Genomic DNA, 13,372 nt, shown 5'->3' on the forward strand with positions numbered 1-13,372 from the left:
CTCGGACGTTTCGGCGGGGCGGCGAGGTGCCGTGCCGGGCGCCGCGACGGGGTGAACGTTGCCGGGCGCGGCACTAGCTGCCGCCCAGGCGCAGGGGACGGTCCGGGAAACCGACGGCGCGCCGGCCGGCTCGCGTTGCCGTCCGTCCGGGGTGGGGTCGCGCGTGAGGTGAGGCCGTCAGCGGGCGGACAGGGTGTCGTCGACCCATTCGCTGGCCAGGACCTCGTCCAGGACCAGGGCGCCCGCGCCCAGCATGCACGCGTCGCGGCCGGTGACGGCGGTGGCGATCTCCAGGTCGCGGGTGGCCAGCGGCAGGCAGCGTTCGTAGATCGCGCCGCGTACGGCGGCGACGAAGGGTTCGGCCGCGGAGAGGCCGCCGCCCAGGACGAGCACGTCCGGGTTGAAAAAGTTCACCAGCGGGGTGAGCACCTGACCGGCCAGTCGGCCGGCGTTGCGGACCAGCGTGGTCACCTCCGGCACGCCGTCGTTGACCAGTTCGACCAGTTGGCGTGACGAGGAGACCTCGATGCCCTGCGCACGCAGCGTGCGGCGCAGGGCCGCGCCGCTCGCGTGCGCCTCCAGGCAGTCGGAGTGTCCGCACGAGCAGGTGACCGGTTCGGGGACGTGCACCGGGACGTGGCTGATGTCGCCGGCCGCGCCGCGCCCGCGATGCAGCTTCCCGGACGCGATGATGCCGCAGCCGATCCCGGTGCCGGCCTTGACCGCCATCAGGTTGTCCCGATCCGGCCAGCCGTAGCGGTGTTCGCCCACCGCCATCAGATTGGCGTCGTTCTCCACCACCACGCGCACGCCGAGGAGTTCGCTCATCCGGCGGCCGATCGGGTACTCGTTCCAGCCCGGCATCCGGGAGGGCGCGATCACCTTGGCGGCGGTCGGATCGACCGGGCCGGGCATGCCGATGCCGACACCGAGCAACGGCAGCTGTTCGACGGTTGCCTGACGGAGCGTCATCCGGATGTGTTCCAGCAGGCGTTCGCTCACCTGCTCGGGTCCTTCAGTGATGTCGCCGGGGAGTTCGTGCTCCAGGAGAACCCGGCCGGCCAGGTCCAGGACCGCCATCCGCAGGTGGTGGGTGCCCACGTCGACGGCCACCACCACGCCCGCGTTCTCGTGCAGGCGCAACTGCCGGGGACGTCGGCCGCCTCGGGAGGCGCCCTCGCCGTCCTCGCGCAGCAGCCCGGCGTCGATGAGTTCCTCCACGCGCAGGGAGACGCTCGACGGGGCCATGCCGCTCAGTCGGGCGAGTTCCGCCCGGGATCGACCGTGCCCCTTGGCCACCAGTCGCACCAGGTCACCCGCGGTTCCAGCCAACGTCCCACTCCCGTTCGAGGCACACCTGCTGCGGTACGGCTGTGACAGGAATAGCACACCAGGTAATAACCAGCAAGGCATTGACTTCCTTCGAATTTGGCTTCTACTGTCACACGAAACTTCGATTCCGAACAAAGATGGAGCGTTGATGAAGTCCGCGTCGCCTTCTTCCGCCGTACTGACGCCCATGGTCGAGGCGCGCGCCATCAACAAGTCGTTCGGGGCGGTCCGCGTGCTGACCGACGTGGACCTGACCGTCGCCGCAGGCGAGGTGGTCGTGCTGATCGGCCCCTCCGGCGCGGGCAAATCGACGCTGTGCCGCTGTCTGAACCGGCTGGAGAACGTCGATTCCGGCGTGGTCCTGCTGGACGGGGAGGAACTGCCCGCCGAGGGTCGGGCGTTGGCCCGGCTGCGCACCGAAGTGGGCATGGTCTTCCAACAGTTCAACCTGTTCGCGCACAAGACCGTGTTGCAGAACGTCACGCTCGGACCGACCCGGGTCAAGGGTCTGTCCGCAAGCGACGCGGACCGACAGGCCCGGGCGCTGCTGGACCGGGTGGGCATCGCCGACAAGGCGGACCACTACCCGGCGCAACTGTCCGGTGGCCAGCAGCAGCGGGCGGCCATCGCCCGGGCACTGGCCATGCAGCCCAAGGTGATGCTCTTCGACGAACCGACCAGCGCGCTGGACCCGGAGATGGTCAACGAGGTCCTGGACGTGATGGTCGACCTGGCCCGCGAGGGCATGACCATGGTCGTGGTCACGCACGAGATGGGCTTCGCCCGCCGCGCCGCGGACCGGGTGGTCTTCATGGCCGACGGACAGATCGTCGAAGTCGGCACACCCGAGACCTTCTTCACCGCACCGACCACGGACCGCGCCCGGGACTTCCTGTCCAAGGTGCTCAGCCACTGACCCACCCGGGCACCCACCGGGTCCAACCGGGCCCTCCGCGGCCCCGGGTCACCGGGTCTCACCGGACCGACGAAGACCCGCGACCCACCGCAGCACCGAACCGCCGAGCGTCGGGGCCACCGCTCCGCTCCCCGGCTCCGTACGCCCTCGTCCCCAACCCCCACCTGCGAAGGAAGGCCCCGATGTCCGGCTTCCCCCTGCGTCGCCCGCGCACCGCCGCACCCGCGCGTCGCCTGCGCTCCGCCGTCCCGGCGGTCCTCGCGGCGTTGTCCCTGACCGCGCTGGCCGCCTGCTCCGGCGGCTCGTCCTCGGACGTGCCCGGCGGCGCCAAGCCCGCCGGCGAGGACGTCGCCAAGAAGGCCGACGTCGCCCCGGACAGCGCGATCCTGCCCAACTCCACGATGGCCAAGATCAAGGCACGCGGCTACCTCATCGTCGGTGGCTCCCAGGACGCCCCGCTGTGGTCGCAGCTCAACCCGATATCCGGCAAGGTCGACGGGTTCGACGCCGAGATGGGCCGGCTGCTCGCCAAGTACATCATCGGCAAGCCCGAGGTGAAGATCGTCAGTTCGGCCACCGAGACCCGCGAGGCGCTGCTCCAGAACGGCACCGTCGACGTGGTCTTCCAGACCTACACGATCACCCCCAAGCGGGCCGAACAGGTCGCGTTCGCGGGCCCGTACTACTCGTCGGGCCAGGCCATCCTGGTCAAGAAGGGCGCCGGCGGCATCAAGACGCCGGCCGACCTGAACGGCAAGACCGTGATCGCCGGCGCCAACACGCCCGCCATCGCCGCGATCAAGCAGGTCGCGCCGGACGCGAAGGTGGTCACCTTCGGCAGCGACCCGGAGTGTGTCACCGCACTGCGCCAGGGCCGCGGCGACGCGTACGTCCAGGACCAGGCGCTCCTGGTCGCGGACGTGAAGCAGAACCCCGACACCACCGTGGTCGGCGAGCCGTTCACGGCCGACCCGTACGGCATCGGACTCGGGCACGACGACGCCGCGTTCAAGACGTTCGTCAACGACTGGCTGCGCAAGATCGGCCAGGACGGCTCGTGGCAGGCGATCTGGAAGCAGACCCTGGGCACGGTCGTCGAGGGCAACCCGCCGACGCCGCCCGCGATCGGCGGCGTGCCCGGCTCCTGATCCCCGGGTCGGGAGGGTGACACGCCGCGCCCTCCCGACCCGGCTCCCCGACGCCCGGCCCGAGCGGCCCGTCCGCGATCCCCCGCCGAGCACCGCGAAGCGGGATCGAGGACGGACCCGAGTCGCGCGCCTCCCGGCGCGGCCTCGGGCCGGGGGTCCTCACCGCCACGGCGCCCGGCCACGAGCACCTCTCCGGCCGCCTCCCCCGAAGCGGCCCCCGCGCGCCCCTACCCGCCCTCTCCCGAAAGGCCATCGCCGATGGATGTCGTGCTGCGACATCTCTCCGCCTTCACCGACGGCATCACCACCACGCTCGAACTCACCGCGCTGTCCTTCGCCGGCGCGCTGCTGATCGGCGTCGTGGTGGCCGCCCTGCGGGTGTCCCCCGTCGCCGCCCTGCGCGGCATGGGCACCGTGTACGTGGAGACCTTCCAGAACACCCCGCTGCTGGTCCTGCTCGTACTGTTCGTCTTCGGCCTGCCCGAAGTCGGGGTGATCTTCCCGCTGTTCACCACCGCGGTGATCGTGATCGCGCTGTACGAGGCGGCCTACATCGCCGAGGCGGTGCGTTCCGGGATCAACACGGTGTCCATCGGCCAGGCCGAGGCGGCCCGGGCACTGGGACTGACCTTCGGTCAGTCGCTGCGCCTGGTGATCCTGCCGCAGGCACTGCGCGGCGTGGTCCAGCCGATCGGCAACATCTTCATCGCGCTGACCATGAACACCTCGTTGGCCGCGGCCGTGGGTGTGGTCGAACTGACCTCCGCCGCGAACCGGGTCAACCTGCTGGAGGCCCAGCCCATCCCGGTGTTCGTCGGCGCGGGCCTGGGCTACATGGTCATCTGCGCCGCCGCGGGCCTGCTCACCGGCGTGATCGAGCGGAAGGTGGCGATCGTGCGATGAGCGCGTCCCGAGTGTTGTTCGACGAGCCCGGCCCGATCGCGCGCCGCCGGATGCGGATCGCCGGCATCGTGGCCACCGTCGCGGCGGCCGCGCTGTTGGCCCTGGCCGTACGGCGATTCGCCGACCACGGCCAGCTCGACGCGGACAAGTGGCGGCCCTACACCACGTGGCCGATGTGGCGATACCTGCTGGAGGGGCTCTGGGCCACGATTCGCGCCGCGGTCGTCGCCACCGTGCTGTCCATGGCCGGCGGCATCGTACTGGCGCTGGGCCGGCTGTCCCGGCGTCGCGTGCTGCGGTGGTCGGCCACCGGTTACATCGAGGTGATGCGCACGGTCCCGGTGCTGCTGCTCGTCTACCTGGTCCTGTTCGGACTGCCGCACTACGGCGTGGATCTGCCGCTGTTCTGGAAGCTGGTGCTGCCCCTCTCGGTGTCCGCCTCCGCCGTCTTCGCGGAGATCTTCCGGGCCGGCATCCTGTCCCTGGACCGCGGCCAGCGCGAAGCGGGCCTGGCCGTCGGCCTGACCGACACGCAGACCATGCGGCTGATCGTGCTGCCGCAGGCGGTACGCCGGCTGTTGCCGTCGCTGGTCAGCCAATCGGTCGGCCTGCTCAAGGACACCTCGCTCGGCTTCATCGTCAGCTACTCCGAACTGCTGTACAGCGGCCGAGTGTTGGCCAGCTACAACCGACTGCTGATCCAGACCTACATCATCATCGCGCTCGTCTACATCGTGCTCAACGCATCGCTGTCCAAGCTGGCCCGCACCCTGGAGGCCCGACAGGGCTTCCAGTCCGCAGGCCGGCGCAGCATGCGGACCCTGCTGCGGGCCCGCGCCGGCGCGGACGCCCGCCTGTGACCGCGCCCCGCCGAACGGCCGGCACCGACGTGCAACCGGCGACGGCCGGAGCACCCGGCCCGGCCGCGCCGTCCGTGATCGCCGACGCCGGCGAACGCCCCGACCCGGAGGACCCCATGCGCCAGGAGGACACCGTGCGCCCCGAACCCAGCACACGCTACGCCGAGTTGGCCGAGGTGGTGCGCTCCGGATTCGTGGAGAGCCGGCACTTCGGCAGTCTGGTCGCGCTGGCCCCGGACGGGCGGCCCGCGATCGAGCTCGGCGATCCGAACGAGCCGGTGATACCGCGCTCCTCGGCCAAGCCGTTCCAGGCGCTGGCCTGTCTGCGCGCCGGCGCGCCCTTGTCCGGGGCGCACGTGGCGATCGCGGCGGGCAGTCACACCGGGCAGGACTTCCACGTCCGGGCGGTGGGCGAGATCCTTGCCGCCGCCGGGCTGACCGGCGACGCGCTGCGGTGTCCGCCGAGCCGCCCGGAGGACGAGGCGGCCTACAAGGCGATGATCGCGCGCGGCGAGGCGGACTCGCGGGAGCGGATGAACTGTTCCGGCAAACACGCGGCGATGTTGGCCGCGTGCGTCGCGGCCGGGTGGCCGACCGACGGCTACCTCGATCCGGCGCATCCGTTGCAGGTGTTGGTCCGCGAGGGCATCGAGGAGTCGGCGGGCGAGTCGACGGCGCACACCGCCGTGGACGGCTGCGGCGCGCCGGTGTTCGCGATGACCCTGACCGGACTGGCCCGCGGAGTACGCGCGTTGGCAACCGCGCCGAACGGTCCCGGGCGCACGGTGGCCGGCGCGATGCGCGAGCACCCGGAGTACGTCGGCGGGGACGGGCAGGCCAACACCGAGGTGATGCGGCTGCTGCCCGGCGTCGTGGTCAAGGGCGGCGCCGAAGGCGTGTTCGTGGCGGCGACGACGGCCGGGCACGCGGTCGCGGTCAAGGTGATCGACGGCAGCCCGCGGGCGACCACCGCGCTCGCGCTGGCCGCGTTGCGCGTGCTCGGCGTGGACACGGCCGCGGCGCACGAGTGGGCGTCCGTACCGGTGCTGGGCGGCGGTCTGCCGGTCGGCGAGGTCCGCGTGAGCCCAAGCCTGACCTGACGTGCCCCCGCAGCGGGGCCCGCGTCCGGGCCCGCACGCTCCCGCGCAGCCGGACCCGTGTCCGGTCTCCGCACCCTCTGCGCAGCCGGGCCCACGTCCGGACTCCGCCACCCCTGCCGAGCCGAACGCTCGTTCCGGCCCACACCCCCGCTCCACCAGGAGAAACACGACATGATCGTCACCGCCGGCCCCACCCCCGCCCTGACCTACGAGATCTGCATCGACGACGTCCCCGGCGCACTCGCCGCCGAACGGGTGGGCGCGCACCGGGTCGAGTTGTGCGCGGACCTGTTCGAGGGCGGCATCACGCCCAGCCTCGGCCTGATCGAGACCACCCTGGCCGCCGTCGACACGATCCGGGTCCATGTCATCGTCCGCCCGCGCGGTGGCGACTTCGTCTACGACGAGTACGAGGTCGCCGCGATGCGCCGGGACGTCGAGGCGATCCGGGCGGCCGGCGCACACGGCGTGGTCATCGGCGCACTGACCGCGGACGGCGACCTGGACCGGCCGGTGATCGAGCAGCTGATGGCCGCGGCCGGCGACCGCTCGGTCACCTTTCACCGCGCCTTCGACATGACCCGCGACCCGCACGCCGCGCTGGAGGAGCTGATCGAACTCGGCGTCGACCGGGTGCTCACCTCCGGCCAGGACAGCAGCGTGCTGGAGGGCGCACCGCTGATCGCGCGCCTGGTCGAGCAGGCCGCGGGCCGGATCGTGATCATGCCGGGCGGCGGCATCACCGCCCGCAACATCGACCGGGTCCTGGCCGCCACCGGCGTGCACGAGGTGCACTTCGCGGCGGGTGCGGTCCTGGAGAGCAGCGCGACCCACCGCAACCCGCATCCCTTCATGGGCGGCGCGCTGCGCCAGCCGGAGTACGCCCGCCGGGTGACCTCGGCGGACGGCATCCGCGACGTGGTCGAGGCCGCTCGCAGGCGCTGACCGGCAGGCGCGAGCGCCTCGCGGAAACTCGTTGGCCGGCGGGCGATGAGTTTGCCGCGCGGATCAGGTCGGTACTCGTGTACACCATCCACACCGAGTACCGGAGGTAACGATGACGGGCAAGGCGCTCACCACCTGTCTGTGGTTCGACGGCCAGGCCGAAGAGGCGGCGAACCACTACCTGTCCATCTTCGAGGACGCCAAGCTGGGCCGGGTCGACCGCTACACCGAGGCCGGCCCCGGTCCGGTGGGCTCCGTGGTCACCGTCGAATTCGAGATCCTCGGGCAGAAGTTCGTCGGCCTCAACGGCGGCCCGGAGTTCACCTTCAACGAGGCGGTCTCGTTCCAGATCCCGTGCGCGGACCAGGACGAGGTGGACTACTACTGGGCCAAGCTGTCCGAGGGTGGGCAGGAGGGGCCCTGCGGGTGGCTCAAGGACAAGTACGGCGTGTCCTGGCAGGTCGTGCCGACCGAGCTGATCGACATGGTCGGCGACCCGGACCCGAAGAAGGCAGCCCGGGCGACCGCGGCGATGTTGAAGATGGGCAAGCTCGACATCGCGACGCTGCGCAAGGCGTACGCGGGGGAGTGACGTCGCCGCGGATGCGCCGACCGGATCGTGTCCACCGTCCCCGGGGCACGAACCGGTCGGCCGCGCGCGGGTGGAGAACGGCGCAGCGGGGCGCGGTGAGGCCGCGAAGGGCTGGGGGTGGAACGGCTCAGTGGGGCGGATCGGGCGACGAGGGGCCGGGTCCGGAGCGGCGCGGCGAAGCGCGGTAAGGCGGCGAGACTTGCTGGAGAACGGCGCAGCGGGGCGCCGCATCTCGGCGAACGGCGGGGCGGAGAACGGCGCAGCGGAGGCAAGGGTTCCGGCAAGGTGCGGGAAAGTACCTGCCGGGGGCTGTCGGGGACGGGGTGCGCATCGCTAGCATGCCGGCGTCCCGCTACTCCGTGACGTCGCCCGGCCACGAACGGTCGAACGCCGGTACCGCACCCGGTATCGGAACGTCTCGGGCGGGGGCGACACGGTCCGATCGTCCCGGAGGCGTTGGTCATGCCGCATCGCTCGCGCGTCCCCGTCCCCGTGCCCGTCCCGCTGCCCGCCCCCGTCCTCCCCGTACCCGTCCCCGTACCGCCCGGCCCGACGGGATCCGGGTCGGTGAGGCCCGTCGCCACGCGGCCCGGCCCCGCGGGGCGCATCGCCGGACCACCCGGCCCGGCGGGGCCGAGCGGCAGCGCGAGCGAACCGGTGCCGTCCGAGCCGGAGTTCGGTGCGGAACCCGCCGCCGCGCCCCGGATCGTCCAGGTATCACCGCATGCGTTGTTGCGCCCCGGTGTGCGCTTCTATCGCGGTTTGCGCGTCGCCTTCGACCACCCCCGCAAACGGCTCGAACTGCCGGTCGGCTTCGCCACCCTGGTGCTCGGCTTCGACCAGCGGATCCGGGTCGGTGCGATGGCCGCGGACGGCACGGCGAGCCCGACCACGGCGTTCACCTCGTTGTTCTCCGGCATGCGGACCCGGGCCGTGATCGGTGAGCATCGCGGGTTCGTGCACGGCATCGAGGTGGTGATGCACCCGTGGGCGGCCTACGCGATGTTCGGGGTGTCGATGCACGAATTGGCCGAACACCTGGTCGATCCGACCGAGTTCGCCGGCGCGCGGATCCGTCGGCTGACCGAACGGCTGGTCGAACTCCCGGATTGGCCCGCCCGGTTCGCGGTGCTGGACGCCACGTTGCTGCGTTGGCAGGCGGCCGGTCCGGGGCCGGCGCCGCGGGTGCTGCGCGCCTGGGATCTGCTCTCCGCCTCGGCGGGCCGGCTGCCGATCGGCGGCCTTGCGGCGGAACTGGGCTGGAGCGAGCGCCAGTTGGAACGCCGCTTCCGAGAACAACTGGGCCTGACGCCCAAGGCCGTCGCCCGGGTGTTGCGACTCCAGGACGCGCTGCGCCTGGTGGACGCGGGGCGGCCGTTGGCCGAGGTCGCCACCCGAACCGGGTTCTACGATCAGTCGCACCTCAACCGCGAGGTCCGGGCCGCCACCGGGCTGACTCCCGGCGACTTCGTCGCGCACGCGCCGCATGCGTCGGCCAGGCCGACTCGGCTCGAAGGCGCGGTGACCACCGTGCTGTTGCCGCCGTGAGGATGCGTGGGGCCCGGCCCACTCGGCTCGAAGGCATGGTGACCACCGTGCTGTTGCCGCCGTAAGGACACGCCGGGCCCGGCACGAGTCGCCGCAAGCCGGGTGCCGCACGCCACGTCGAGACGCGGGCGTACGTCGGAACGCGGGACGGGCCTCCCCCATCGGGCCCGCCCCGCGTACGCCCGTTGCCCGACCGGGGCACCGGTCGGGCCGCCGACCTCGGGGGGTGAGGCGCCGTGCGGGGCGAGAACCAGGCTGCCGCGGCACGAGCGGGCGGGTATTGGAGAAAACCGACGTCTTCGTGTGCAGAAAGCCGACGCCTTCTCCCGACGCGGACCTCAGACCCCCTTGCCGATGGCGGCATGCCACCGGCTCGCGGCGCGCTCGACCGCGAGTCGGTCCGCCCAGACGTCGGCCGGGTCTTCCGGCATCAGCAGTTCGGCGATCGCCAGGCGTTGCCCGGGGCTGACCCGACGGGACAACTCGCGAGTGGCGTCGGCGATTTCCTGCGGATCAAGCCCGGACATCTCGGCGAGGCGCGAGTCGACCCCCCGCCCCTGTCGGACCAGGTACGCATCGCGCGGCTCGAAGCCCGCCGTCAGGACGGCCGCGTCGGCCTGCGACATCGCCCCGGCGTCGGCGAGCGCGGCGACCGACCGGCCGGGCCAGGGCGCCGCGCCCCGGTCGTGGTGCAGGCGCAGCAGCGCCGCGATCCGTTCCCTGCCGCCCCAGCCGGCGCAGACCCGCTCGGCGACGGTCCGCCCGAACGGTGGCGGGTCGAACCGGCCGTCGTGCGCGTACTCCAGCACCGGGACGACCCGGCCGCGGTTCGAGGGCGGGCGCTGGAGCACGATCAGGCAACCGCGCGCGGTACGGCACACGGTGCCCTGCTCGGGTGGGTGGCCCGTATCGACCTGGACCTCCAGCACGCGCCAACGTTCGCCGGGGTCGCCCAGTTCCGCGACGCCCCACATGCGCAGGTGGTCGCGGGCCAGTTCGTCCTGCTGCTCTCCGCCGCCCGACCTCGGGAACAGCGCGAGCCGCAACGCCTTGGCGCCCAGCCGGCCGAGCCCCTGCTCCCAGCCCTGGGCATCGACCGGTTCGACGGTCTGCGGCGGTGACTCGACGGTCGGGTCGACACACGCGGCGGCAACCGCGGCGATGCGCTCGAACATGTCCTGCATCCCGGTGTAGTACCGGGCCCGCAGATCACCCGCGTCGGCGCGCGGGTAGGGGCGTGGGTCGGTCCGCAGCACCACGCCGACCTCGGCGTCGTCGGCGTCGTCGGCGCCGGGCGGGTCGATGCCGGCGCCGGGGTCCGTGCCGCCGGGCGGATCGACGGCGGCCCGGGTGTCCTGGGCGGCCTTGGTGCCATTGGCCCCCTTGGTACCCTTGGCCCCCTTGGTGCCCTTGACGCCCTCGGTGGCCGGCAGGTCCAGGTGGCGGGCCGTCAGTTCGGCGCATTCGACCGCGGTCCAGACCGTACCGGCGATGCCGTCGAGCAGCCGGTCGGCGCGAATCCTCGGGAGCAGCGGGTCGGTCACCTGCCGCAGCGCGCGAAAGGTCTCGTCCACCTCGCGCGACGGACTGCACACGCCGATCCGGCGGCCGATCTCGGTGATCCTGGTCCGCAGTTCGGCGTCGACCGCGCCGAGGACCCGATCGGTCAGTGCCCGATCGGCGGCGCGCAGGACCCGCGAGCCGGACTTGTCACGCGGGGTCAGATGCGGCCACAGGTGTACCGGTACGACCAGTTCGCTGCCGGCGGCCCAGCGATGTCGGTATCGACCGATGCTGTGCGAGCCGGATGCCCGCCGGGGTCGGGCCGGCCCCTGGTACCACCGGGAGGTGCACGCGCCGGCGGCGTTGGCCACCTCCCACCAGCCGGTGTTGACGCGGCGCAACTCGTGGGAGTGCTTTCCACCCACCGGAACGAGGGACGTCCGGTCGTCGGGGCGGGGCGCCCCCGGGTCGATCCGGTCGGCGGCGAGTCGCCCGTCCGCGAAGTGCAGTCGATGCGTGGGCGGCAGCGCGGAGCCGGCCAACTCGGGCAGACGGGCGAACAGCGGGCCGGCGATCCGCCGGCGGGCGTCGAAGACCACCGATCGGGCGCCGGCAATCACGGCGAAGCCCTCGTCCGTACCGACGCCGTCCGACAGATCGACCGGATACACGTCCTCGCTGTGGACGAGTTCGTCGAGGCGTTCGAGCGCCCGGTGTCCCCGTTCGTCCACGAGCCCGGTCCGCCAGGTTTCCGCAAGCAGGGCCGGGAGGTCGGCGGTCAGCAGTTCCAGGACCCACGGGCGGGTCTGCGGTCGCCGCTCGACCAGGCGGGCGGGACCGACCAGGTCCAGGTGATAGACGGCCTCGTGCAGGGCGGGCAGGCTGCCGGCCCGTACCGCCGTCACCCACTCGTGCAAGTTTTCCACCAGCAGGTCGAGCGGCCCGGCCGCGTCCAGGAGCGCGGCGTCGGCGCCCTCGTGGGTGCGCAACTCGGCCGGGCGGCCCAGCGCGAGCAGGTCGGCCCGCCGATCCAGAAACGCGTCGCGCAGCAGCGGCCGAAATCCGGGGTGGGCGCATACGGCGGCGAGGTCGCCCCGACGCCTGCCCGATTCGAGCCATCCCGCCAGGCGCAACGCGACGCCGGTGGGCGGGTCGGCCACGGGCACGCCGGCGGCGATGGCGGCATCGAGCAGGTCCAGGTCCACGGTCCACATCGCGGCGTCCCGTCGATCGAGGGTGACCGCCTCGAACACGTCGGCAACCCGCCCGGCCTCCCGCAACGCCACCCCCAACCCACGCAGCACCCCCAGATCCCGATCGGTGACCCGCCGCCCCGCCAACTCCCCCAACAGTTCACCCAGTTGCCCGGCGGCCGGGTCGCACAGCCTGTCCGCGCCGTCGCTCTCGTCCATGACCGTCCCCGTAGCGTCCGTCTCTGCGTCCGTGCTTCTCACGAGCATTCTCATCGGTCGGATCCACGGCCCACCCAGCCGGTGTCGAAATGGCCCGCCGGAGACCGGCGGGCCATTCGTTTCCCCTGGTATGGGTGGAGAGCCCTGGATCAGCCTCCGACGATCACCTTCGTGACCTTGCATGAGACAGGTACGCCGGGACGCGGGTTCGGCACATTCTCGCTGGCAGCCCCATGTCCCGCCACCGTGAACGTACGTTTGTAGATGGGGTCGTCGTAGTCATTCGACAACCGAAAGCGGACTTCGATCACCTTTTGGGAATCCGTGAGATTCTCGACCTTCAGCACGATATTCGCCTCGGTGCGAGACGTGTTCACGCAGTCCGGAAACGAGACGGTCGCTTCCTCAGGCTTGTCGGCCTCCTCGCCGGTACATGCCATCAGCAGGCAGGCCAGGGAAACTATCCCGACGATGACTTTCACGTCTTCCTTCCTCTTCCATCACACTGCACACGCGAGCCACGATCACCCGACGAGGTTCGTTTCACGGATTCCCCCACATCCTAGTCGGTGAAGTCCGATGGCCGCGCGTAACCCCCCAACTCGATAAAGGTTTCGCCCCACACGAAAATCGCGCTCTGGGCGTACGAACGAGGCGTGTTGGGCAATAGTCCATCCGTCGCGCTGAGTGTCAGCGGCGGCCCGGTGAGCGACCCGAGAGTCGGGGTGAGTTGAGGCCGCCCACCCGCGGGAAGCTTGAATTTCTCGGCCACATTTTGGCCACCGCTCGCGACACTTGGTTGTTGTAAAGGTCGGCAAAGTGGTCGGGCAGCCCGGCATAGTCCTGATAGGACTCGTGAGCGTCGCCCCATGCCTCGGCCCGTTTGGCGCCGAGTTCCAGGGTCAGCAGACCTTGCCACACGAAGGGACGATAGGCGTTCTTTTTGTCACCTTCGCCCTCATCCGAATACCTCTCGTCCGCCGCCGTCTTCGCCCGCTTGGAGATCTCGATATAACGCTGGCATTCTGCCGGGTCTTTCGAGCAGAGCTCGACTTCACCGTAGTGGATCCCGAAGTTGTCGATCTCCCTCAGCGGGGACAGAATTTAGGCCAT

Annotated in this window: 12 protein-coding genes; 8 read left to right on the forward strand and 4 right to left on the reverse strand. The window is 71.5% G+C overall.

Annotation, left to right across the window (positions count from 1 at the left end; translation table 11 throughout):
- Positions 1–177 precede the first annotated feature (177 nt).
- On the reverse strand, positions 178–1,332 hold the full coding sequence (locus tag ACZOOI_RS35930; protein ID WP_465283755.1) for an ROK family transcriptional regulator: 1,155 nt from the start codon (positions 1,330–1,332) through the stop codon (positions 178–180).
- A 148-nt stretch (positions 1,333–1,480) separates the two neighbouring features.
- On the opposite strand from ACZOOI_RS35930, the gene ACZOOI_RS35935 reads away from it, so the two are divergent.
- The 8 genes from ACZOOI_RS35935 (at position 1,481) to ACZOOI_RS35970 (ending at position 9,344) form a co-directional block, all read left to right on the forward strand.
- Positions 1,481–2,248, forward strand: coding sequence for an amino acid ABC transporter ATP-binding protein (locus ACZOOI_RS35935; RefSeq protein WP_465283756.1), 768 nt, complete (start codon positions 1,481–1,483; stop codon positions 2,246–2,248).
- A 182-nt stretch (positions 2,249–2,430) separates the two neighbouring features.
- Positions 2,431–3,396, forward strand: a complete 966-nt coding sequence (locus tag ACZOOI_RS35940; protein ID WP_396006166.1) for a glutamate ABC transporter substrate-binding protein — start codon at positions 2,431–2,433, stop codon at positions 3,394–3,396.
- Between the two features lie 258 nt (positions 3,397–3,654).
- Positions 3,655–4,299 (forward strand): amino acid ABC transporter permease, encoded by a 645-nt coding sequence (locus tag ACZOOI_RS35945; RefSeq protein ID WP_391583987.1) that lies wholly within the window; start codon positions 3,655–3,657, stop codon positions 4,297–4,299.
- Entirely contained in the window at positions 4,296–5,159 is an 864-nt protein-coding gene (locus ACZOOI_RS35950; protein ID WP_391583988.1) for an amino acid ABC transporter permease, read from the forward strand. Before ACZOOI_RS35945 ends, ACZOOI_RS35950 begins: the two co-directional genes overlap by 4 nt.
- Positions 5,156–6,259: an asparaginase gene (locus ACZOOI_RS35955; protein ID WP_465283757.1), complete on the forward strand. Its 1,104-nt coding sequence runs from the start codon at positions 5,156–5,158 to the stop codon at positions 6,257–6,259. The genes ACZOOI_RS35950 and ACZOOI_RS35955 overlap by 4 nt, the downstream gene beginning before the upstream one ends.
- A gap of 171 nt (positions 6,260–6,430) precedes the next feature.
- Positions 6,431–7,204: a copper homeostasis protein CutC gene (locus ACZOOI_RS35960; RefSeq protein ID WP_465283758.1), complete on the forward strand. Its 774-nt coding sequence runs from the start codon at positions 6,431–6,433 to the stop codon at positions 7,202–7,204.
- Between the two features lie 112 nt (positions 7,205–7,316).
- On the forward strand, positions 7,317–7,796 hold the full coding sequence (locus ACZOOI_RS35965; RefSeq protein ID WP_465283759.1) for a VOC family protein: 480 nt from the start codon (positions 7,317–7,319) through the stop codon (positions 7,794–7,796).
- Positions 7,797–8,363: 567 nt separating this feature from the next.
- On the forward strand, positions 8,364–9,344 hold the full coding sequence (locus tag ACZOOI_RS35970) for a helix-turn-helix domain-containing protein (RefSeq protein ID WP_465283760.1): 981 nt from the start codon (positions 8,364–8,366) through the stop codon (positions 9,342–9,344).
- A 338-nt stretch (positions 9,345–9,682) separates the two neighbouring features.
- Here the strand turns inward: ACZOOI_RS35970 and ACZOOI_RS35975 are convergent, their stop codons facing one another.
- The 3 genes from ACZOOI_RS35975 to ACZOOI_RS35985 all read right to left on the reverse strand — a co-directional run bounded on the left by ACZOOI_RS35975 (position 9,683) and on the right by ACZOOI_RS35985 (position 13,363).
- Positions 9,683–12,259, reverse strand: coding sequence for a hypothetical protein (locus tag ACZOOI_RS35975; RefSeq protein WP_465283761.1), 2,577 nt, complete (start codon positions 12,257–12,259; stop codon positions 9,683–9,685).
- A gap of 149 nt (positions 12,260–12,408) precedes the next feature.
- Positions 12,409–12,741: a hypothetical protein gene (locus ACZOOI_RS35980; RefSeq protein WP_465283762.1), complete on the reverse strand. Its 333-nt coding sequence runs from the start codon at positions 12,739–12,741 to the stop codon at positions 12,409–12,411.
- Between the two features lie 208 nt (positions 12,742–12,949).
- Positions 12,950–13,363, reverse strand: a complete 414-nt coding sequence (locus tag ACZOOI_RS35985) for a DUF6973 domain-containing protein (protein ID WP_465284112.1) — start codon at positions 13,361–13,363, stop codon at positions 12,950–12,952.
- Between the last annotated feature and the right edge of the window lie 9 nt (positions 13,364–13,372).

It is taken from the genome of Embleya sp. L77, assembly GCF_055557415.1.